The sequence below is a fragment of the Limnohabitans sp. WS1 genome, from assembly GCF_003063265.1.
Lineage (GTDB): Bacteria > Pseudomonadota > Gammaproteobacteria > Burkholderiales > Burkholderiaceae_C > Limnohabitans_A.
The window spans coordinates 1-26,950 of record NZ_NERU01000011.1; the positions used below are offsets into that span (position 1 = coordinate 1).

General features: G+C 60.7%; 1 protein-coding gene. It reads left to right on the forward strand.

Annotated features, from left to right (window positions below):
- The first annotated feature begins 149 nt into the window (after positions 1–149).
- Positions 150–26,867, forward strand: a complete 26,718-nt coding sequence (locus B9Z48_RS13655) for an Ig-like domain-containing protein (RefSeq protein ID WP_233261127.1) — start codon at positions 150–152, stop codon at positions 26,865–26,867.
- Positions 26,868–26,950 lie beyond the last annotated feature (83 nt).

A 26,950-nucleotide genomic window follows, 5' to 3' on the forward strand; every position in this document is an offset into this window, starting at 1 on the left:
CAGGCAACGCCACGCCCGAGGCCAGCGACAGCGCCAAGCGCGACACCTCCAACTTCGGCCCCGTCGACCCCAACGTCGACCCGGCCAATGCCGACAAAAACATCAGCATCGAGATCACCTCCGACCTCGAAACCGGTGGCGGCAACGCCGTGCTCAACGCCGCCGAGCTGGCCTCCGGCAAGATCAGCGTCAAAGTCAAGTTGTCTGCCGACGCCAAAGCCGGTGACACCCTGGTCATCGAAGGCACGGGCAATACCGCACAAACCATCACCCTGAGCGCCGCGCAAGTGGCCGCCAAGGAGGTGGTCACTGACTTTGCCAACGTGCCCGCCAACGGCACCAAGTTCGTGGCCACCGCCCAATTGAGCGATTTGGCCAAGAACATCAGCAACAAGGTCGAAGACTTTGCCGTCATCAACACCGACTTGCCAGGAGCGCCCAAAGTGGTCATCCTGGAAGACGCCAACGACAACAGCTTCATCAGCCGCGCTGAGCTGTCGGGGGCCATCGACGTCAAAGTCACCGTGCCCACCGGCGCGGTGGTGGGCGACACCATCACCGTCACCGACGGCGTGAGCGCACCGCAAAACTTCACGCTCACCCAAACCCAAATCGACAACGGCATCCTCACCAGCTTTGCCGCGCCCGCAGACGGCGCGACCTTCAGCGTCAGCGCCACGCTCAAAGCCACGGGCGGCAGCACGCCCAGCAACGCCGTGAGCAACCCCGGCACCGACAGCGCCAAGCTCGATCTGACCGACTTCAGCAAAGTGGACCCGAGCAATCCCAATGGCCCGAACGGCCCGCGCATCAGCGCTGTGGGCGTGAACATCGACACCGATGCCAACGGCTTGGGTGACGGCATCATCACCACCGCCGAGCTGCTGGCCACCGGCAGCAAAATCAAAGTCACCATCTTGCTGCCCCAAGGCGCAGCCGCAGGCGACACCCTCACCGTCAACGCCAGCGGTAACAGTCAGCGCCTGATCACCCTCACGCCAGCGGACACAGCCGCGCAAAAGGTCGTCATCACCGACTACAACAGCGTGGGCGAGGGCAACACCTTCGAAGTCTCGGCCAGCATCAAAGACCCCGCAGGCAACGCCAGCCCCGCACCCGACGCCAAAGACAGCGCCATCTTGCGCACCGTCATCGCCGGCGCTCCCGTGGTCGTCATCACCGAAGACAGCAACGACGACGGCTTCATCAACGCCGCAGAACTGAACGGCGCAGTGGGCATCAGCATCAGCATCCCCACGGCAGCGCAAGTGGGCGACGTGCTCAAAGTCACGATCAACGGCGCTCCAGACAACATCACCCTGACGGCCGCTGACTTGTTGGCCGCCAGCATCACGCGCCAAGTCAGTGCCAGCAACGGCCAAACCGTCACCGCCAAGGCCCAGCTCATTGCCGCAGGCAACCAAGCATCGGCCGAAGGCAGCGACACGGCTGTCATCGACACCACCGCCCCCAACGGCGGCAAAGCCGTGGACTTGTCGATCGACACCGACACCAACAACGACGGCTGGATCAACCGCAAGGAACTGGGCGCGGACACCAGCGTCAAAGTCACGGCCAAGTTCGATCCCGCCTTGGTGGAGGTGGGCGACAAAGTCACCTTCACCGCAGCGGACGGCAGCGCCCCGCAAATCGTGACCCTGGACGCCGCCTCTAAAGCCGCAGGGCAGGTGAGCGTCAGCTTTGCCGCGCCTGCCGAAGGCGCCAGCATCAACGTCAAGGCCGTGCTCAAAGACAGCTCTGGCAACGCCACGCCCGAGGCCACCGACAGCGCCAAGCGCGACACCTCCAACTTCGGCCCCGTCGACCCCACGGTGGACCCGGCCAATGCCGACAAAAACATCAGCATCGAGATCACCTCCGACCTCGAAGCCGGTGGCGGCAACGCGGTGCTCAGCGTCGCCGAGCTGGCCGCAGGCAAGATCAGCGTCAAAGTCAAGCTCTCGGCGGACGCCAAAGCCGGTGACACCCTGGTCATCGAAGGCACGGGCAACGACGCACAAACCATCACCCTGAGCGCTGCGCAAGTGGCCGCCAAAGAGGTGCTCACTGACTTTGCCAAAGTCCCCGCCAACGGCACCAAGTTCGTGGCCACCGCCCAACTGAGCGATTTGGCCAAAAACATCAGCAACAAGGTCGAAGACTTTGCGGTCATCAACACCGACTTGCCCGGCGCCCCCAAAGTCGTCATCCAAGAAGATGAAAACGACAACTCCTTTGTGAGCTTGGCCGAACTCAAGGGCCTGGTCAACGTCAAAGTCACCGCCCCTGCAGGCGCGGTGGCCGGTGACATCCTCACCGTCACCGCCACCACCAACCAGGCGGTGGGCCAGCCACAAAACATCACACTCACCCAAGCCCAAATCGACGGCGGGGTGGACCTCACCTACACCGCGCCCGCTGACGGCGCCACGCTCACCGTGAGCGCCACGCTCAAGTCCGCGGCCAGTGGCAACATCAGCAACCCCGGCAGCGACAGCGCCAAGTTCGATCTGACCGACTTCAGCAAGGTGGACCCGGCCAACCCGAACGGCCCGCGCATCAGCGCGGTGGGCGTGAACATTGACACCGACACCAACACAAACAACAACACAGCAGGTGGCGACGGCTTCATCACCGCCGCAGAGCTCACAGCCACCGGTGGCAAGATCAAAGTCACCATCAGCTTGCCCGCAGGCGCGGCCGTGGGCGACACCCTCACGGTGACCGCCAGCGGCAACAACCAACGCGTGATCACCCTCACGCAAGCGCAAATTGACGCCCAACAAATCGTCATCACCGACTACAACAGCGTGGGCGACAGCAACACCTTTGAGGTGACCGCCAGCATCAAAGACCCTGCGGGCAACGCCAGCCCCACGCCCGACGCCAAAGACAGCGCCATCATGCGCACCGTCATCGCCGGTGCCCCGGTGGTCGTCATCACCGAAGACAGCAACGACGACGGCACCATCAACGTGGCCGAGTTGAACGGCACCGTGGGCGTGAACATCACCATCCCCACCGCTGCCAAAGCGGGTGACACCTTGCGCGTGACCATCAACGGCACGCCGCAAGACATCGTGCTCACCCAAGCGCAAATCATCGCCTCCAGCATCACGCAAGAGCTGACAGCGCCTGCCAACGGCCAAAGCCTGACCGTCAAGGCCCAGCTCATTGCCCCGGGCAACCAAGCGTCTGCCGAGGGCAGCGACACCGCCGTCATCAACACCACCGCACCCGCGGGGGCCATCAGCATCGACGCCATCACCGGCGACGACTTCATCGCCGGCCCAGAAAAAACCGGCAGCGCCACCATCACCGGCACGGTCACCGGCAACTTCCGCGCAGGCGACATCGTCACCGTCAAAGTGGGCGCTGACAGCTACAGCGCCGCCGTGGACGCCTCGGGCCAGTACAGCGTGGCGGGCGTGCCTGGTGCCCAATTGGCCGCCTTTGCAGGCCAACAGGTGCAAGCGAGCATCCTGGCCAGCAACGAGGCGCAAAACACCGCCACTTACACCGCCACACCCCGCCCCTACACAGTCGACAGCAACGCCGAAGCGCTCAAAACCGCTTTGACGCTCAATCCTGTCACCGGCGACAACATCCTTGACACCACCGAAGGGGCCGCGGCCAGCACCACACTCACCGGCAAAGCCACCGGTGCGTTCGCAGCAGGCGACGTGGTCACCCTCAGCGTGGGCCTGGCAGGCAACACCAAGACCTACTCGGGCACGGTGGACGCCGCAGGCGCTTACAGCATTGCCGTGAGCACCGCCGACTTGAAGGCCGACACCGACACCCGCGTTGAAGCCCGCATCGCGGCCACCGTGCCCGGCAGCGCTGCCAAGCAAACAGCCACGGCTGCGCAAGACTACGTGGTGCAAAACGCCACCAACGTGGGCAAGATCACGGCGCTGAGCATCGACCCGGTCACGCCGGACAACATCATCAACTTGGCCGACAGCACGGCCAACGGGGGCCAAATCGCCATCACCGGCAAAGTGACTGGCGCATTTGTGGTGGGCGACACCGTCACCCTCACCGTCAAGGGCTCGCCCGTTGTGGGCAGCGTCAGCGCCATCGTGGGCGGCCAAGGCGTCTTCAGCATCAACGTGAGCGCGGCCGACCTGATCGCAGACGCTGACACACAAATCGAGGGCAGCGTCACCGGCACCGGCGGCAGCCAAGCCAGCGCCTTGCAAAACTACGCGGTCGACACCACACCGCCTGCAGGCACCGCCATCACCATCGACGCCATCACCGGCGACGACTTCATCAGCTCGGCCGAAGCGGGCGCGAGCGTCACCATCACCGGCTCTGTCACGGGCGAATTCCGCGCCGGCGACAAAGTCACCATCACCGTGGGCGGCGCCGACTACACAGGCACTGTCGATGCTGCAGGAAAATACACCGTCTCAGGCGTAGACGGCAGCAAGTTCGGCCCCGACACCGACCAAAAGGTCGAAGCCAAGATCTTGGCCACCGACAGCTCTAGCAACAGCGCCACCTTCAGCGCCACGCCCCGCGCCTACACGGTGGACACCAGCACCGAGGCCACCAAAACGGCCCTGACGCTGGACCCCATCACCGGCGACAACGTCATCACCTTGGCCGAAAGCGGCCAAGCCAACACCACGCTCACCGGCAAAGTGACCGGCGCGTTTGCCGTGGGTGACATCGTCACCATCACCTTGGGGCTGCCCAGCGGCAGCAAAACCTACAGCGTTGCCGTGGACGCCTCGGGCGCCTACAGCCTGGCCGTGGCCACAGCCGACTTGGTCGCGGACAGCGACACGCAGGTGCAAGCGCGCATTGCGGCCACCGTTGACGGTCTCAAGAAAACGGCCGACGCCGCGCAAGACTACACCGTGGAAAGCACGGGCACCCTCACACAAACGGCGCTGTCCATTGCCCCCATCACGGGCGACAACCTCATCAACCTGGCCGACAGCACGGCCAATGGCGGCGTCACTGCCGTCACCGGCAAAGTGACGGGCAAGTTCGCCAGCGGCGACATCGTCACCGTGACGGTCAACACCCAGCCCTACAGCGCTGCCGTGGACGCCTCGGGCAACTACAGCATCAACGTGCCCACGGCGCAGTTGCTGGCCGACAGCAACACGCAAATCGAGGGCAGCGTCACCGGCAGCGGCGGCACAGCGGCCAGCGCCTTGCAAAACTACGCCATCGACACCACACCGCCGTCTCCTGCGGGCACCACGCTCACGATTGACGCCATCACGGGCGACGACTTCCTCTCCGCCAGCGAAGCGGCAGGCAGCGTCACCATCACCGGCGCTGTCACGGGCGAGTTCCGCGCGGGTGACATCGTCACCGTGGTGGTCGACGGCACCAACTACAGCGCCGCTGTCAACGCCTCCGGAAAATACAGCGTGACGGGTGTTCCCGGCGCTAAGCTCAAAGCCGACTTTGACAACGGCGACAAAGCCGTCTCGGCCACCATCCTGGCCAGCGACAGCTCCAGCAACACCGCCACCATCTCGGCCACGCCACGTCCGTTCACCCTGGACACCAACACCGAAGCGCTCAAAACCGCTTTGACGCTGGAGCCGATCACGGGCGACAACATCATCAACACCACCGAAGGGGCGATCACCAGCACCACGCTCACCGGCAAAGCCACAGGTGCGTTTGCAGCAGGCGACGTGGTCACCTTGACTGTGAACGACGTCAAGTTCAGCGGCACCGTCAACGCAGCCGGTGTGTACAGCATCGCTGTGACCACAACCGACCTCAAGGCCGACGTGGACAGCAAAGTCGAAGCCCGCATCGCGGCCACCGTGCCCGGCAGCGTGGCCAAGCAAACGGCCGAAGCTGCGCAAGACTACGTGGTCGAAACTGGCACCACCGTGGGCAAGCTCACCGCCATCAGCCTCGACCCGGTCACCGCTGACAACATCATCAACGCTGCAGAAAACACCAGCTCCATTGCCATCACCGGCAAAGTGACGGGTGCCTTTGCATCGGGTGACACCGTGACGCTCATGCTCAAGGTGGGGGGGGTGGACAAGCCGTACCCCGGCACCGTGGGTGCAGACGGCAAATTCAGCATCAACGTGCCTGCAGCCGACTTGGTGGCTGACAGCAACACCACCATTGAAGCCAGCGTCACTGGCACGGGTGGCACGCTGGCCAATGCGGTTCAGAACTACGCGGTGGACACCGTGGTGCCACAAGGCGCCATCAGCATCGACGCCATCACCGGCGACGACTTCCTGAACGCCTCTGAGCAAGCTGGCAACGTCACCATCACCGGCACCGTCACAGGCGACTACCGCGCGGGTGACGTGGTCACCCTCACCGTGGACGGCACGGGTTACAGCGCGGCCGTGAACGCCTCGGGCCAATACAGTGTGGCGGGCGTTCCGGGCAGCAAGCTGGCAGCGGATGCCGACAAAAAAGTGCTGGCCACCGTGCTGGCCAGTGACGGCTCCAACAACACCGCCATCTACACCGCGCCGCTGCGTGCCTACACGCTCGACACCAACACCGAAGCGCTCAAGACTGCACTCACGCTCAACCCCGTGGCCGTTGACAACGTCATCGACGCGACCGAAGGCGCCAACACCTTGACCACCCTCACGGGCAAAGCCACCGGCGCGTTCGCAGCCGGTGACGTGGTCACCATCAGCTTGGGCCTGGCCAGCGAAGTCAAAACCTACTCGGGCACCGTGGACGCGGCAGGCAACTACAGCATCGCCGTCAACACCGCCGACCTCAAGGCCGACACCGACACCCGTGTTGAAGCGCGCATTGCCGCCACCGTCTCCAGCGTGCCCGGCGCGGCCAAACAAACGGCCGAAGCCGCACAAGACTACGTCGTCGAAGACGGCACCACCGCAGGCAAACTCACCGCCATCAGCCTGGACTCTGTCACGCCTGACAACATCATCAACGCCGCAGAAAACACCGGCTCCATTGCCATCACCGGCAAAGTGACGGGCAAGTTTGCCTCCGGTGACACCGTCACCCTCACCCTCAAAGTGGGGGGTGTGGACAAACCGTACCCCGGCACCGTGGGTGCAGACGGCAAATTCAGCATCAACGTGCCTGCAGCCGACCTGGTCGCTGACAGCAACACCACCATCGAAGCGAGCGTCACTGGCACCGGCGGCACGCTGGCCAATGCACTGCAAAACTACGCAGTCGACATCACGCCGCCCGTGGGCACCGTGATCACCATCGACGCCATCACCGGCGACGACTTTGTCACGGCCACCGAGCAAAGCGGCACCGTCACCATCACCGGCTCTGTCACCGGCGAATTCCGCGCAGGCGACAAAGTCACCATCACCGTGGGCGGCACCGACTACACCGGCACGGTGGACGCAGCAGGCCAATACGCCATCACAGGCGTTGACGGCGGCAAGTTTGGCCCCGACACCGACCGCAAAGTCGACGCCAGCATCCTGGCCAGCGACAACTCGGGCAACACCCTCACCGTCAGCGCTGTGGCCCGCGCCTACACGGTGGACAGCAACGCCCAAGCCCTCAAAACCGCGCTCACGCTCAAGCCCATCACCGGCGACAACATCATCGACGCCGCCGAAGGCTCCGCCACCAGCACCACCCTCACGGGCAAAGCCACTGGCGCATTTGCAGCCGGTGACGTGGTCACCATCCGTTTGGGACTGGCAGACAGCGTCAAAACCTACTCGGGCACCGTCAACGCTGCAGGCGACTACAGCATCGACGTCAGCACCGCCGACCTCAAAGCCGACACCGACAGCCAAGCCGAAGCCAGCATCGCCGCTACCGTGCCTGGCAGCGCCGCCAAACAAACGGCCACCGCCGCGCAAGACTATGTGGTGGAAAACGGTGCCAACATCGGCAAAGTCACTGCCCTGAGCATTGACCCGGTCACGCCCGACAACATCATCAACGCCGCAGAAAACACCGGCTTCATCACCATCACCGGTCTGGTCACGGGCAAGTTTGCAGCGGGCGACACCGTCACCCTCACCGTCAAAGGCGCACAGGTGCCCGGCACCGTGGGCGCAGACGGCAAATTCAGCATCAACGTGGCCGCAGCCGACTTGGTGGCGGACAGCGACACGCAAATCGAAGGCAGCGTTACCGGCACCGGGGGCAGCAAAGCCACTGCTTTGCAAAACTACGCGGTCGACACCACGCCGCCAGCTGGCACCATCATCGTCATCAACGCCATCACCGGCGACGACTTCTTGAGCGCCACCGAGCAAGGCGGCAACGTCACCGTCACCGGTAGCGTCACGGGCGAATTCCGCGCAGGCGACAAAGTCACCATCAACGTGGGCGGCACCGACTACACCGGCACAGTGGACGCGTCTGGCCAGTACAGCATTGCGGGCGTGCCCGGGGCGCAGTTTGTGGCCGACTTCAACAGCGGCGACACAGCCATCGACGCCAAAATTCTGGCCAGCGACAGCTCCAATAACAGCGCCACCTTCAACGCCACCCCACGTCCGTTCACCCTGGACACCAACACCGAAGCGCTCAAAACCGCTTTGACGCTGGACCCCGTGGCAGGCAACAACATCATTGACACCACCGAAGGGGCCATCACCAGCACCACGCTCACCGGCAAAGCCACAGGTGCGTTTGCAGCAGGCGATGTGGTCACCTTGACGGTGAACGACACCAAGTTCAGCGGGACCGTCAACGCAGCTGGTGTGTACAGCATTGTGGTCACTACCGCCGACCTCAAGGCCGACAGCGACACCCGAGTCGAAGCCCGCATTGCGGCCACCGTGCCCGGCAGCGCGGCCAAGCAAACGGCAGAAGCCGCGCAAGACTACGTGGTCGAAACCGGCACCACCGCTGGCAAGCTCACGGCCATCAGCCTGGACCCCGTCACCGCTGACAACATCATCAATGCTGCAGAAAACACCGGCTCCATTGCCATCACCGGCAAAGTGACAGGTGCCTTTGCATCGGGTGACACCGTGACCCTCTCACTCAAGGTGGGGGGTGTGGACAAGCCGTACCAAGGCTCTGTCAACGGCCAAGGTGTCTTCAGCATCAATGTGCCTGCGGCCGACCTGGTCGCTGACAGCAACACGACCATCGAAGCCAGCGTCACTGGCACTGGCGGCACGCTGGCCAATGCGGTTCAGAACTACGCGGTCGACACCACACCTCCGTCACCCGCTGGCACCACGCTCACCATCGACGCCATCACCGGCGACGACTTCCTGACGCAAGCCGAGCAGGGCGGCAACGTCACCATCACCGGCTCTGTCACAGGCGAATTCCGCGCTGGCGACATCGTCACCGTGGTGGTGGACGGCGCGAACTACAGCGCCGCAGTGGATGCCTCTGGCAAATACAGCGTGACCGGTGTGCCCGGCTCCAAGCTCAAAGCCGACTTTGACACCGGCGACCAAGCCGTCTCAGCCAGCATCCTGGCCAGCGACTCCTCCAGCAACACCGCCACCATCTCGGCCACCCCACGTCCGTTCACCCTGGACACCAACACCGAAGCGCTCAAGACCGCTTTGACGCTGGATCCGATCACGGGCGACAACATCATCAACACCACCGAAGGCGCTGTCACCAGCACCACGCTCACCGGCAAAGCCACAGGTGCGTTTGCAGCGGGCGACGTGGTCACCTTGACGGTGAACGACACCAAGTTCAGCGGCACCGTGGACGCTAACGGCGTGTACAGCATCGCCGTCACCACCGCCAGCTTGAAGGCTGACACAGACACCCGAGTCGAAGCCCGCATCGCGGCCACCGTGCCCGGCAGCGCTGCCAAGCAAACCGCAGAAGCCGCGCAAGACTACGTGGTGGAAGACACCAACACCGCTGGCAAGCTCACCGCCATCAGCCTGGACCCTGTGACGGCTGACAACATCATCAACAGCACCGAAGCGGCAGGCAACATCACCGTGACCGGCAAAGTGACGGGCAAGTTCGCCGCAGGCGACACCGTCACCTTGACAGTCAAAGGTGCAGCCTTGCCTGGCACGGTGCTGGCAGACGGCACCTTCAGCATCCTCGTTTCGGGTGCCGACCTGGTGGCTGACAGCAACACGCAAATCGAAGCCAGCGTCACCGGCACCGGTGGCACAGCGGCCAACGCACAGCAAAACTATGCCGTGGTCCTCAACGAGGCACCGGTCAACACCGTGCCCGCCGCCACCCAAACCGTGGCCGAAGACACGCAGCAGGCCATCACCGGCATCAGCGTGTCTGATGCCGACGGCAACCTGGCCACCACACAAATCAGCGTGCTCAACGGCAACCTGAACGTCAACCTGTCGGGTGGTGCCACCATCACCGCCGGTGCCAACAACAGCGCTACGATGACCCTGAGCGGCACACAAGCGCAAATCAACGCCGCACTGGCCACCATCCAGTACAAGGGCGCTGCCAACTACAACGGCAACGACACCCTCACGGTGCTCTCCACCGACGGCCAAAATGTCACCGACAGCGACACCGTGGCCATCACCGTCACAGCTGTGGACGACAACGCCAGCATTGGCGGCACCACCACCGGCGTGGCCACCGAAGACACCCTGGCCAACGCCAGCGGCACCGTCACCGTCACCGACGGCGATGCAGGCCAAGCCACACTGCAAGCGGCCACCCCCGCCAGCTTGGTGGGCACCTACGGCAACTTCACGCTGAATGCCAGCACCGGCGCGTGGACCTACACCTTGGACAACACCAAGGCCGCCACCCAGGCCCTCAAAGCCGGCCAGCAAGTGAGCGACAAACTCAACGTCAAGAGCAGCGACGGCAGCGCCAACCAAGACATCACCGTCACCATCACCGGCACCAACGACGCGCCGGTGGTCAATGGCAACGTGAACGTCAATGACGTGATATTTACGGATTTGTTGGGGGCGGTGGTCCTTGTCCCTGGCATTTCTTCAACGGTGAGTGACTTCCTAGCCAATACGTCCTACACCTTTGGCAGCACAACCGGCACGATGACTGGCAATATCGGCGCAATTTCGGAGGTTGTGCCCAGCGGGTACTTTGGAGTTTTGGTTCAAGGCGATACTGCTTTGCGCTTGGGCCAAGGCCCCGCTAATTTTGATGAAACAGCATCTGTCACATTCAACAAAGCAGTGGGGCAAGTCGTAATCAAACTGACTGGGTTAGATGCAACAAGCCAGGTGGGTTTCGAACAGGTCATTATTTCCATTAACGGACAGCCATTCAAACTAACGCAAGCTAACCTGAGCAATTCAGTCAATTGCGTAGACGGTACTCCTGTAACCCCTACGTTTTCTGCGAGCGGTGCCCTAACTGGCGCAAATCGAATCAGCACCACCATCACCATTAATTTGCAAGATGTACCAGGGGGCATCAATAGTCTTGCTGTGTTCAATGACTACATCAGCGATGGATCAGTCGTAGGACCTGGCGGTGTGTATGCCAAGATTACAGCTACTGAAATCCCCACGGTTACACCAACCCCCTCCAAAACCGTCAACGACCTCTTCGGCCCCACCTACACCGACGTGGACACCGGCGACGCTTTCCGTGGCGTGACCATCACATCCGCAGGGCAGGGCACAGACGGCACCAACCTGGGCAAATACCAGTACCAAAAGGCTGGCACCACCACCTGGGTGGACCTGCCCTCGGGCCTGACCGACGGCACCGCCGTGTACCTGGCCAAAGAAGACGCCATCCGCTTCGTGCCCTCCAGCACCAACAGCTCGGCCTTTGCCAAGCCCGACCTGACAGCTCGCCTGGTTGACAACTCGGCCACCACCGCGCCCGTCACCGGTGACGTGATCGACGTCGCAGGCGTCAAGCACGGCGGCAGCACCCCGTACAGCGGCGACACCGCCACCCTGCGCGTGGGCCCCAACACCGTGGCCAGCATCAGCGGCACCAGCACTGGCACCGCCACCGAAGACAACGGCAGCCAAAACATCGCCACCGGCACCCTCACGGTCACCGACCCAGACGCAGGCCAAGCCACGCTGCAAACGCCTTCCAACCTGGCAGGCACCTACGGTAACTTTGCGCTCAACACCGCCACCGGCGTGTGGACCTACACCTTGGACAACACCAAGGCGGCCACCCAGGCCCTCAAAGCAGGCCAGCAAGTGTTTGACACCCTGACCGTGGCCAGCGCCGACGGCAGCGCCACCAAGCCGATCACCGTCACCATCACCGGCACCAACGACGTGGCCGTCATCAGCGGCCCCGCCACCGGCGAGCTGACCGAAGACAGCGCCACCACCGTGGCCAGCGGCACGCTGACGGTGGCCGACGTGGACACCGGCGAAGCCGCCTTTGCCACGCCCACCACCTTGGCAGGCACCTACGGCAACTTCACCTTCAACACCGCCACCGGCGAGTGGACCTACACCTTGGACAACACCAAGGCCGCCACCAACGCCCTGAACACCGGCGACACCGTGTTTGACACCGTCACCGTCAAGAGCACCGACGGCACCGGCAGCCAAGAGATCAAAGTCACCATCCGGGGTGCCAATGAAATTGTGCTGAACACCGCTCCTGTGCCCAACCCGGCCAATGGCTTGGTGAACAACCCGCTGCAAGGGCAAGACGCGGTGACTGTCAGCATCACCGACAACGCCACTACCAACGCAGGCAACTTCGTGAGCGGTGGCACCACCGTGGCCCAAGGCTTGGTGCGCTACACGCTCAGCTTCAGCGGCGGCATCGACGCTGCCACACTGACCGAAGCCGACATCAAAGTCAGCAACGGCACCCTCAAGGCCGGGTCACTGACCCGCGTGGGCACCACCAACGAGTGGACCGTGGACGTGCAAACCCCCTCATCGGGCAACGGCGCGACCAGCGTCAGCGTGATGGATGGTGTCTACACCGGAGCCAACGGCTTGGCCGGGCAGGGCAATTCAGCTACGCAGGCTTATGGGACGTTTGCTCAGACACCTTCGGGCGGTACCTTGGCGATATCGCCAAACAGTTATTTGTCATCTCCAAACAACACCAATATGCTGGCAACAGCAGACGGTGGATGGATTACCGTGTACAGCGGCGTTTACCCCAGTTCTTACGGTATTAATGCTCAGAAATTTGATTCTTCTGGAAATTTATTATCAACGTCAGTACTTGTTTCTGTTTCAAATCTTGGCGGTGGAACTGGAAATAGTTTGTTTTTGGGCATGATGAATGGTCCAGTTATTTCTCGCCTGGATAATGGTGGTTATGTTGTCGCATTTTCCGATTCTCAAAATGGTGGTGTTTATACACAATTAACGAACTCGGACTTGACGCCAATTGCCGGCAGTCTTGTGCAGGTTAATACATCACCAGCAACACCGTCCGGGACTATAGCTTGGTCTCTTAATATAGACATTATCAATCGTGATAATGGAAATTATATGGTTGTCTATCAACCAAATACCAATCCTGGAAGCTTTACGAGCGCAGGTATTGTTGGTCAGGAATATACGGTTTCAGGTTCCAAAGTTGGCTCTGAGGTTCAACTGTTGCCCTCTGGTGCCTATGATCAAAGCATTGAGCCGCTCAGTAACGGCGGCTATGTCATGAGTTACAGCCTCGCTAACGGCTCGATCATGTACCAATTGTTCAATTCGGATTTGAGCAAAAATGGCAGTGCTGTTACTGTCTTCAGCGCGAATAATACAAATAGCCCGCTCAATACAAAAACATCAGTGCTTGCTGATGGTGGGTTTGTGATCAGTTGGGGGCAAGGTAAAACTGGTGGTGGCGATAAATTCTTCCAGCGATACAGCGCTGCAGGTGCTCCCGTAGGCAGCACGGTCACATTGCTCTCAGCTTCTGACACACTCAATATTGCGGGTTTGGCAAACGGTGGTTTTGCAGTAACTTATGGTGCCGCTCCAATTGGATCGTGGCCAACAACGATTGATATATACGATGTCAATAGTACAAAAGTAGGTACAACTTCATATGCGGCTTCTGCCGCCTCCAACATTGTGGCTTTGCCGAGTGGTGGATTTGCAGTATCGAGCAGTTTTGGCCAGAATCAGATTGCTAACCGTGTCTTCGCCGCCCCCGGCGGCTCCTTCCTCTCCGGCGCCACAGCCGGTGGCACCGACACCTTCACCGGTGGCGACGGCGCTGACGTCATCACAGCCAACGGCGGTGCCGACGTCATCTACGCCGGTGCAGGCAACGACACCGTCATCATCAACGCCGACAACATCACCCAGCTGGCCACAGCGGCCAACATGGTGCTCGACGGCGGCACGGGCATCAACACGCTCAAGGTGGACGGCACGGGCTCCACGCTCGACCTGACCAACGCCACCATCGCGGCCAAGGTCAGCAACTTCAGCGTCATCGACCTGACCGGCACCGGCAACAACACCCTCAAGCTCAACGCCGCATCGGCCAAGTTCTTGTCGGGTGCCAGCGACAACGCGCTCACCGCTGTCAACGAAGCCAAGCTCATCGTGGTCAACGGCAACACCGGCGACGCCGTGCAGCTGCTCGACCCACAGGTGGGCGGCACCAGCCAATGGACCGCAGGCCCCATCGAAACTGGCCTTGACCTGATCGCCAAGTTCGGCGCTGCTCAAGGCTTTGTGTCTGTCCAAAGCTACAAGGCCTACACCCTGGCCGGTGCCACGGTGTACATCAACACCGCGCTCAGCGTCACCGACTTTGGCACGCCCACCACAGCGCCTGCCCCAGTGGCCACCGCTGGCCAGACCGTGCAGGAGCTGTTTGGCACCCGCTTTACCGACGTGGACGGCGTCAGCGTGGCCAACGGCCAATTCAAAGGCGTGGCCATCACCGACGCGGGCACCAGCACAGAGCAAACCAACCAAGGCAAGTACCAGTGGTTCAACACCACCACCAGCCTGTGGGTGGACCTGGCCGCTGGCCTGACCGACAGCAATGCCGTGTTCTTGGCCCCCACCACACTCATCCGCTTCCAGGCGGCAGCAGGTGTGGCCACGCTCAACCTGCACGACCTGAGCGCCCGCTTGGTCGACATGTCGGGCCAGACCAGCACCTCAGGCCTGACCAACGGAGCCACCACCAACGCCAGCAGCAACGGCGGCACGACCGCCTTCAGCGGCACGCCCATCACGCTCAAAGACCTGGGTGCGCCCGCAGCGCCGGCCATCGTCAGCTACTTTGACGACGTGGGCAGCGCCACCGGCAACAACGCCAGCGGCACCACTACCGACGACGCCAAGCCCACCCTCAGCGGCACGGCCGAAGCGGGCAGCGTGGTCAAGCTGTTCAACAACAACGTCGAAATCGGCAGCACCACCACCAACGGTGCAGGCGTGTGGACGTACACACCCACGGCCGATCAGGCCAACGGTCTGTACACCATCACCGCCAAGGCCACGGACGCCAGCAACAATGTGAGTGGGGTGTCGAACACCTTCACTTACACGGTGGCAGCGCCCGAACTCAACGCCGCCCCCGTGGCCAACCCCACGGTGGTGAGCAACGTGTTTGCGGCTACGGCCACAGCGCCTAAGTTGACCATCACCGACGACGTGAGCGGCAACGCCACGCTGGGCCAGGCGGTGACCTACACGCTGAACTTCAGCGAAGCCATTGCCGACGGCACCTTGACCGCCAGCGACATCACGTTGCTCAGCGGCGGCGCAGCGACAGGCACGCTGACCAAGGTCTCGTCCAGCCAATACACCTTCACTACCACCGCCCCAGCCTCTGGCTCGGGCGTCACGGGCATCACCGTGGCCGATGGCAGCTACACCAGCGCCGTTGGCAGGGCAGGGCAGGGGAACTCGGATACGCAGGCTTATGGGACGTTTGGGCAGAACGCTTCAACGGCAACAGGTTCTGGTGCGTCGATTACCAATAAGTCAACAAGTTCAGATAAAGCATCTACCTATTTGGCAGACGGTGGCTGGGTGACGGTGGCATCGTCCCAAGGACGTGGGGGCGTTTATGACACGGTTGCTACGAGATTTGATGCGGCCGGTAATGCAGTCAAAACAGTAACTGTCGCGACAGGCGTTGCTGCTGGGGGGCAATACCCTGATTCAGCGACAACCACGACATTGAGTAATGGCGATGTTTTGGTGTCTTGGCAGGTGACTAAGGATATTTTTGTCCAACGCTTCGACAGCAATATGAATGCCTTGGGATCGACTATCAAGGTCAGTGATCCTGCAGAGACAACACAGAGTAAAAATGTTCCTTCAATTGCCGCGCTGCCTAATGGTGGCGCTGTAGTGACTTGGCATAGCAATAATTTTGACAGTCCAAATTCAGACGGTGTCTTTGGGCAACTCTTAGATGCCCAAGGTAATCGTGTGGGCAACACATTCCAAGTGAATACACGGGTTCTGGGTGATCAGACCTACTCAAGCGTCGAAGCATTTAACAACAATGAATTTGTAGTCACCTGGACGCATTTGAACGGCACAGAAAAGCAAATCGCCGGTCAAAATTTCAACGCAGATGGCACAAAGAAAGGGGCTGAATTCGTCGTCGTCACTGGCAATAGCCCGTCCAACCCATCAGTGACGGTATTGAAGGACAACAGTTTTGTCGTGACTTGGTCCGAGCTCGATGGACAAGGACAACCAAAGATTGGCCGTTGGCAGCAATTTAATTCAGCTGGTGTGGCTCTTGGCGCTATCAAGGATATTCAAACTCCGATTGAAGTTGCGCCACTTGTTGCCAGATTGGTGGATGGCGGTTTTGTTTTGGGTTGGGACACTGGCAGTGCCATTCAGATGCAAGTATTTGATGCTTCAGGCACTGCCGTTGGCTCTTCGACAATAGTGACACCTCCAGGAGGGTCGGTCGGACTGTTTGGCATCAACATCACAGGTCTGAGCACTGGTGGTTATGCTTTGTCATACACGTATGGTCTTTCTAACGGGTCAGTGGTTGCCACCAACCAAGTCTTCGCAGCCCCCGGCGGTTCCTTCCTCTCCGGTGCCACAGCCGGTGGCACCGACAACCTCAACGGTGCTGACGGTGTTGACGTGGTCACCGCCAACGGCGGAGCCGACCGCATCTTCACCGGTGCAGGCAACGACACCGTCATCATCAACGCCGACAACATCACTCAGTTGTCTGCCACCAACACCATGGTGTTGGACGGCGGCTCGGGCGTTAACGCGCTCAAGGTGGACGGCACGGGCTCCACACTCGACCTGACCAACGCCACCGTGTTGGCCAAGGTCAACAGCTTCAACAGCATTGACCTCACCGGCACGGGCAACAACACGCTCAAACTCAACTACGCCGCTGTGGTCGCCCTGTCGGGCACCAGCGACGCGGCGGGCACCTTGGCCGACGAGTCCAAGATGCTGGTGGTCAGCGGCAACGCGGGCGACACGCTCAACCTGGTCAACCTGGCCAGCTGGAACGTGGGCGCGGCCCAAAACGCCGCCAGCCTGAGCGCCGCTTATGGCAGTGCCTACAACTTCTTGTTCGGTAAAACCTACAAGGCCTACACGCTCAACGGCGCGACGGTGTTTGTGGACCAGGCCATCACCGTGGCCAACGTGGTGGCAACGGCGGCCAACACGCCCGTGGCCTACAGCCAGGCGGTGAGCATCGAGAGCCTGTTTGGCCCGCAAAACGGCAGCACCGACACGGCCTTCAGCTTCACCGACGCCAACACCGCAGGCACGGCCAACGCGACCTTCAAGGGCGTGTCGCTGACCAACATCGGCACGGCGACCGACATCACCAGCAAGGGCTTCTACCAGCTATCCAAAGACGGTGGCGCGACCTGGATCGACCTGAAAACTCCCATCACCGGCAGCACCGTGGAGATCTACGCCGACAAGGCCGCGCTGATCCGCTACGCCGGTGCCACCGGCGTGGAAGCCATCAACCCGCAAGACCTGACGGCCCGCATGGTGGACAACTCGGGCCTGACCGGCACCGCCAGCTACAACCTGGCCGCCACCGGCACCACCATCAACGCCAGCGTCAACGGCGGCGGCACTGCCTTCAGCGGCGGCAACAGCGGCGGCGTGGGCGACACCGTGACCACCAACTTGGTTAACCGCGCGCCTGTGTCTTCGGATGCGGATGGGGTGGTGGTGGGGGATGCGTTTGGGGCGGCCCAGGCTGGCTATGGCATCACTTCAACGACAACTGATTTCGTAAATAACGCCAGCTACACCTTTGGAAGCACCACGGGCACAGTGACGGGCCTTAATGGGACCATATCGGGCACGAACCCGTATTTCGGTAACGGCACAGAGACTGTTTTGCGATTGGGCGAGTCCAACGCTGATGAAACGGCGACGATCTCCTTCAACAAGCCCGTGGCTCAGGTGACGGTGAAATTTGCAGGTTTAAACGTAGAGTCCACCACTGGTTTTGAAGCCGTCAGAGTCTTCATCAATGGCCTGCCCTTCAAGCTCAGTTTGGCGAACCTCAGCGACAGTGTTTCCTACACAGCTACGGGAACCGGTGGTGCAGCCGTTACACCTGTTTTGTCTGCCGATGGTTTCAGCATCACCGGTGCAACTGGTTTAGGGGCTGCTTCATCATTCAATGGCACCATCACCATCAACTTGAATGATGTGCCTGGTGGCATCAGCAGCTTTGCTGTGATGAACGACTACATTTCCACTGGATCGACCAACCCGCCCAATGGAGCGTTGTATCAAATCAAGGCGACAGAAATGTCTGCCGTCGCCACCCCAGCCCAATCCGTCGAAGCCCTCTTCGGCCCCACCTACACCGATGCCGATTTCGACACCATGCGTGGCGTCACCATCACCTCGGCAGGCACGGCCGGCGATTTGAGCAGCTTGGGCAAGTACCAGTACCAAATCGCAGGCACCACCACCTGGGTGGACATTCCAGCGGGCCTGAACGACAGCACCTCGGTGTTCCTGGCCAAGACCGACTTGATCCGCTTTGTGCCCTCGGCCACCAACACCTCGCTGGTCAACAAGCAAGACCTGACCGCCCGCCTGGTCGACGACTCGGCTGCCGTGGCCCCCACCTCGGGCGCCACCGTGGACGTGTCTGGCACCAAGAACGGCGGCAGCACGCCTTACAGCGGCAATGCAGTCACCTTGCGCGTTGTGGATGCAGGCGCCCCCGTGGCCAACCCCGACACAGCCATTGCCACCGAAGCTGGTGGTGTGGGCAACGGCACAGTGGGCGTCAACCCCGGCCTTGACAGCGTGGTGGCCAAAGTGTTGGCCAACGACACCGACAGCAACGATGCCAACAGCACCTTGGTGGTCAGCGCCATCGCCAAAGGCACCAGCGGCACCGCCAGCGCCGTGACCGCAGGCACCAACAGCGCCAACGGCCAAACCGTGGTGGGCGATTACGGCACACTCAAAATCGGTGCCGATGGCAGCTACAGCTACACGGTCAACCAGAACAACGCCACCGTGCAGGCCCTGAACACGGGCACCAACGTCAGTGAGCAGTTCACCTACACCGTCAAAGACCCGGGCGGCCTGACCAACAAGGCCACCATCACGGTCACCGTCAACGGTGCCAACGACGCGCCCGTGCTGGCCAACGTGCTGGCCGACACCACGGGCACTGAAGGCCTTGCCTTCAACTGGACCTTGCCCGCAGGCAGCTTCGCCGACGTGGACAACGCCACGCTGAGCTACAGCGCCACCTTCGCCGATGGCAGCGCCTTGTCCACCAAGGGCCTGAGCATCAACGCCAGCACCGGGGCCATCACCGGCACCCTGAGCGCAGGCACAGCAGGCAGCACGCTCAGCATCAAGGTCACCGCCACCGACAGCGCAGGCCTGAGTGCGAACGACACGTTTGACGTTGTGGTGGCCTCGCTCAACTCAGCCCCTGTGGCCAACCCTTCGGTGCTGAGCAATGTGTTTGGTACGCCAGCGATGGCACCTTTTGTGACCATCACGGACAACCAGGCAACGTCCACCGTTGCCAACAACACGGCCGTGACCTTCAAGCTCAAATTCAACGAGCCCATCAAGGCATCCACCTTGTCGGAATCCGACTTGTCCGTCACCAATGGCAGTTTGGTCGTTGGCTCTTTGGCCGGCGTTCCCGGCACCAAGACCATCGTCAATGGTGTGGACTACTTCACCGAATGGACGGTTCGTGCACAAACACCGACGACCGGATCGAGCGGCACCTTGCTGACTCTGGCTGACAACAGCTATACCAATGAAATGGGTGTGGCGGGCACAGGCGGCGTGGGTTTGCAAACCTATGGCGTGCAAACCGCACCTGCGGTGTCGGTGGGTGGAGCTGATTTCTCCAACATCAACGAAGACAACGCAGCCCTGAAAACCCTGTCAACCGGTAAGGTGGTGTCTGCTGCAGGTCGGTCGAATAATCCCTCAGAACCTCAGTTCAACAACACACCTTGGTTGGCGGTCAGCGGTGGGCTGATTTCTACGCAAAACGTTGCCAATGCGACCAATACAGGGCAAGTCTGGGACAAGAGCCCGGACTTTGCTGAAGTGGGTAGCGATGGCTCGTATGTGTTGGCCTGGAGCAGCTTGAACCGGGGCATCTTGACTCAGCGTTTCGATGCCAGCGGGTCACCGATTAACCCGATCCTCAGCAGCCCTTTCATCAACGATGGTCTGCGCATCTCGACCAACACCAGCGCCGCCCCCAAAGTGGCGGGCTTGGGCACCAGTGGAGCCTATGTGGTGACTTGGTCTGAGGGCAGCTCGATCAAGTACCAGGTGGTCAACGCCAACAACAGCCTGACGGGCAATCCTCAGGTGACGCTCAATGGCGATGCGGCCAGTGCGGCATCTGCTGATTCCGATCCTCGGATCACCTCGATCGGAGCCGATGGCTCGGTGGTCATCACCTGGACGGGCGTGGACAGCAACGGCGACAACAGCGTTTTTGTGCAAAAGCTTTCGCCAACCGGCTCGATTGTGGGCAATCCGGTGGTGAAGCTGGAGGCCAATGGTGTGACCACGGGTGCCGACAACTCGGCCAAGGTCACTGCGGTGGGCAACGCTGGTGCTTACGTGGTCAGCTGGTCGGGCGTGGACGAGGGTGGCGACACCAGTGTTTATGTCCAAAAATTCAATGTCAGCGGTTCGCCTGATGGGACAGCCACCAAGCTCGAAGCGATTGGCAACACCAGCAGTGCAGACACAGAACCTCAAGTAGCCAGCACGGGCACGGACGGCTCTTATGTGGTGGCCTGGCTGGGCAGCAACGGTACAGGACCGCGTGTTCACATTCAGCAGTTCAAGGCCGATGGCACACCCAAAGGTGCCGCTGTCTCACTTGACCGAGGCTTCAATCAGACCAAGGTGCAACTGATCGGCTATGGCGACGGTTCGTATGCGGTGGGTTGGCTCGAAGGCGAAGTCAAAACCCGAACCAACCCCAATGGTGCGCCTGGCAACGACACGACGACTGAGCAGAACCAGGTCTATATCCGCAAGTACTCGGCCGATGGCGAGCAGTTGTGGTCAGGCAGTTACCAAGACGGACGCACGGTCGGTAAATTGACGGACACGACCTTCGGTGGGGTTTACCCCATTGGGGCCACACAGGTGGAAACAGACAAATTGGTCATTGCAGCCACGGCCGATGGCGGTGTGGTGTTCAATTCCACCCTCAAGCTGACCGGCTATTGGGACAGATTTGACAACACCTTTGCCACGGTCTTCTGGTCTTACACAGCCATCAAACAAGGCACGTATGGACCGGATGGTGCGACCTTTACCGTCACGGGTTCAACGGCCGCCAACACCACTTATGGCACCGATTTCTCGGACATCATCACCGCTGGCGGTGGTGCCGATCAGATTTATGCGGGTGGCAACAACGACACGGTGATTTTGAACACGGACAACGTCAACAGCCTGAGCGCGAACAACGCCATGGTGGTGGACGGTGGCACTGGCGTGAACTTCTTGCAAATCACCAACACGACGCCAGGCACAGGTGTGACCTTGGACTTGACCAACAGCACCGTCATCAACAAGTTGAGCAACTTCAACAGCATTGACATCACGGGACCCACAAGCACGTTCACCAACAACACCATCAAACTCAATCTGACCTCGGTCCTGGCCTTGTCTGGTGGCACTGACAATGCCGCAACGTCGGGTGTTGATGAGAGCAAGTTGCTGGTGATCAGTGGCAACTCAGGGGACACTGCGCAGTTTGTGAACTTGGCCAACTGGAGCGAGGGCGTCACCGATACGGCCACCAATCTGAGCAACACCTATGGTGTCAGCTACAAGTTCACACCAGGCCGCAGCTACACCGCCTACAGCCTGAGCGGCGCAACCGTTTTTGTTGACAGTTTGATGAACGTGGTGACGTCCACAGCATCCGTTTCGGCTTCGTCGGTTTTCAGTCAAGCCATCAGCATTGAGAGCTTGTTTGGCCCACAAAGCGAAGCCAATGACACGCTGTTCAGCTTCACAGATGCCAACACAAGCGGCACGCCAAGAGGAGACTTCAAGGGTGTGGCGATTGTGGCGGCAGGTTCAAGCACCGACATCGGCACGCTGGGCCGCTACCAGCTGTCCAAAGATGGTGGGTTGACCTGGACCGACGTGACAGGTGGCTTGACGGATGGCACCGCCATTTACGCCGACAAAACGGCCTTGATCCGATACGCCGGCGCATCGGGCGTGGATGTGATCAAACCGCAAAACCTGACTGTGCGCTTGATCGACAATTCTGGCGAAACTGGTACAGCCAGTTACAACGCCACGTCGACCGGCAACACCATCGATGCCAGCGTCAACGGCGGCAGCACCGCGTTCAGCGGCGGCAACAGTGGCGGCACGGGCGATACCGTGACCGTGAATTTGGTCAATCGGGCACCCGTTTCGACAGACGCGGATGGCGTGGTGGACAACGTTTTGCTTCCGGTGATTTCCGGCGCAACGCCAGGCAAGACCGTCGACGCCCTTTTTGGTCCCACCTTCTCCGACGCGGACTTCAACAGCATGCGTGGTGTGGTCATTACCTCGGCAGGCACGGCGGCTGATTTCACGAGCAAAGGCCAGTACCAGTACTCCACCAATGGCGGCACCATCTGGTTGTCCCTGGCTGCAGGCTTGACCGACAGCACCTCGGTGTTCCTTGCCAAGACCGACTTGATCCGCTTTGTGCCCTCGGCCAGCAACACCTCGCTGACCAACAAGCAAGATCTGACCGCCCGCCTGGTCGACGACTCAGCTGCCGTGTTCCCCGCTTCGGGGGCCACCGTGGATGTGTCTGGTGTCAAAAACGGCGGCAGTACGCCTTACAGCGGCACTGCGGTGACTTTGCGTGTGGTCATGCCAGAAAACAGAGCGCCGCTCAACTCCGTCCCAGCCACCCAAACCGCGACCGAAGATGTGCAGCAAGCCCTCACTGGCATGAGCGTGAGCGACGCAGACGGCAACCTCAGCACCACACAAATCAGCGTGTTGCAGGGCAAACTCAATGTGAGCTTGGCAGGCGGGGCCACCATCTCGGCAGGCACCAACGACAGCGCCACCCTCACGCTCAGCGGCACTTCGGCTCAAATCAACGCCGCACTGGCCACAGCCAACTACACCGGGGCCAGCAACTACAACGGCGCTGACACTATGACGATGGTGTCCACCGACAGCGAGGGCGTGAAAGACACCGATATCATGGCCATCACGGTCGCGCCGGTGAATGACCAGCCGACGGTGTACACCTTATCGGGCAACCACAATGCATTGACTTCGGGCATTGAAGACCAAGGTCCACCCACCAGTGGCACTATCGGTCAGACGATTGCCAGTGTGACCAACATGACCGCCGCAGACCGTGATGTTGATGGCGACGCTGTGGGCGTGGCTTTTGTCTCGCCGTTCCAATCCACCACTTTTGGTACGGCTTGGTACAGCTTGGACAATGGCACAACCTGGAACAACCTGACCACCAAACTGGCCACGGCTTCCGAGACCAACGCTTTCTTGCTGAGCAGCACGGCGCGTGTGTACTTTGAAGGCACCCCCAACGCAGCTGGCACGCTGGGTAAAGCAAGCATCCGCACTTGGGATGGCACCGATGGCGGTACTTCAGGCAGCTATAAAAACATCAGTGCCCTGCAAGGCCCAACAGGTGCCTATTCGGCCAGTACAGCCTTGTTCAACATGGTCGTGACCAACGTCAGTGATGCACCGATTAACACCGTACCGGCCACCAAAACCGTGACCGAAGACGTGCAGCAAGCCCTCAACGGCTTGAGTGTGAACGACCCAGACGGCAACCTCAGCACCACACAAATCAGTGTGTTGGAGGGCACGCTCAATGTGAGCTTGGCAGGGGGGGCCACCATCTCTGCAGGCACCAACGACAGCGCGACCCTCACGCTCAGTGGCACTTCGTTGCAAATCAACGCCGCACTGGCCACGGTCAAGTACACCGGGGCCAGCAACTACAACGGCGCGGATACATTCACGATGGTGTCCACCGACAGCGAGGGCTTGAAAGACACCGATGTCATGGCCATCACGGTCACGCCGGTCAATGACCAGCCGACGGTCCCAAGCAATCTTAATTACGTGACCTCCGGCATCGAAGATCAAGGCCCGCCGACCAATGGCTCTTTTGGCCAGACGGTGGGTCAGACCGGCTTTGATGTTGATGGCAATGAGGTGGGCGTGGCTTTTGTCTCGCCGCTCCAGAGCACCACCTTTGGTACGGCTTGGTACAGTTTGGACAATGGCACAACCTGGAACAACCTGACCACCAAGTTGGCCACGGCTTCCGAGACCAACGCCTTCTTGCTCAGTAGCACGGCACGGGTGTACTTCCAAGGCAACCTCAACGCCGCTGGCACGCTGGGCACAGCAACCGTTCGCACTTGGGACGGCAGCGATGGCGGCACCTCGGGCACCTACAAAAACATCAGTGCCCTGCAAGGTGCATCGGGTGCCTATTCGACCAATACGACGTCGTTCAATATGGGGGTGACAGCCGTCAACGATGCTCCAGTGAACACCGTACCAGGCGCACAAAGCACGAGCACGAACACAGCCAAAGTCATCACTGGCCTGGCCATTGCTGACGCGGAGGCCACGAACCCCAACGGCACACAGCTGTTCAACGTCACCCTGGCAGTTGATAAAGGAACCATCAACGTGGCCAGCGGCACTGGCGTGACCTTGACCACCAATGGCACAGCCAGCGTTAACTTGTCTGGCACCGTGGCCAACATCAATAGCCTGCTGGCCAGCGCCAACGCCGTGACCTACACACCAACCAGCGGCTATACCGGCACAGCCAAGCTGACGATGACCACCAGCGACAACGGCAACTATGGAACAGGTGGCACGCTGACCGATCAGGATACGGTGGACATCAACGTCACCACTGATCCGCTGATTGCGGCGGCTTGTGCAGCAGTGTTTACCAGTTCTTCCACGGGCTGGAACGGTTCGGCTGGTCAGGTGGCTGTGGCCATTGATAACACTGCATTCGCCAATGCAACGATCAAGTTGTATGTGAACTCGACGCTTGTGCAGACGGCCACGATGAGTGCCAGCGGTAGCTACAACGGTCAATCGCCAGGCCTCTCTCCATCGCGGTTGACGGTGAACAACAACGACATTGTTCACGGGGAGTTTGTTGTTAACGGTGTGACCTATGTCATTGGTGGAGGTATGAAATACTTGAACCCAACGTTTGCAGGCAATGGTTCTGGCACTCAGGTTGCAGTCACCTACGCCACACCTCTGGTGCTCGACCTGAACGGTGACGGCGTGCAGACCGTGGGTCTGAACGAGAGTGTGCAGTTTGACTTGACCGACAGTGGCACGCCACAAAAGTCAAGCTGGGTGGACAAGCAAGACGGTTTGTTGGCCATGGATTTGAACGGCGACGGTCAGATCAACAGTGGTGCTGAATTGTTTGGCAGCAGCACCAAGCTGGCCGATGGTTCTGTGGCCAGCACAGGCTGGGCCGCTTTGGCGGCCTTGGACACCAACGGCGATGGCAGGATCGACGCCAGCGACGCGGGCTTTGACAAGCTGCGTGTGTGGGTTGACGCCGACGCCGACGCGGACACCGACGCAGGTGAACTCAAGACCCTGGCCCAAGTGGGTGTGACCAGCATTGATCTGGGCCACGACAACGTGGTGATGTATCAAAACGGCAACGCTTTGCAAGGCTTCTCGAAGTTCACCACTGCCGATGGCAAAACCCATGACATCGTGGACGTGTCCTTCTTGGTCCAGCCGGTGTTGGCCGATGCAAGCGTGGCCGCCGATGTGGCTACACGGAGCAATGCAAGTGCTGGCATGACCGCTGCAAGCGATGCAATGCTTGCAGAAGCTACAGCCGTCGACTTGCTGCCTGCCGAGATCGTGACCGAGTTCTTCAACAAGCCCTATATGCTGACCGACGAAGAGCTGGCTGCGCTGAACCCGCTGGGCCAGACCACGCAAGCTGATGACGCCAACGTGATCGAAGTGACCCTCAACGAAGTCCAGCTCATCGATGAGGCGTTCTTTGTGGGTGCGCGTCCTCTGGTCGAGCCAGCGCTGGTTGAAACCACCAACGTGGACATCACCCCCGAGGATGTGGCCGCCGCCATTGCTGTGTGCACGGGTGCTGCCGAGTCGAGCACCTACTCGCTCAGCAACGGCCAGAGCCTGGACTTGACCACCGTGCTCAAGGACATGAGCTTCAACGGCATCGTCAAGGGCTTGGAGCAAGTGGACATGGCCACCGACACCGCCGCCAACGTGGTGTCACTGACCCTGGCCGACGTGCTGAGCATGCCGCCCACCAACGGTGTGTACCAGCTGGTGTTGTCTGGCGCTGCCAACGACAAGGTGATGCTGACCGAAGGCGAGTGGACCGATACCGGCACCGTGGTCAACCAAAACGGTCACAACTACGCCGTCTACAGCGGTACCACCGACCCGTCAGCGCAACTGCTGATTGACCAGCACATGCTGCAGTCTCACCAGACCAGCTAAACAAAAAAGGGCCGCCACAAGCGGCCCTTTTTTTGTCAGTCGCTGCGCGATGTTTTGTGTCTTTGTATTTGCCTTTGTGGGAG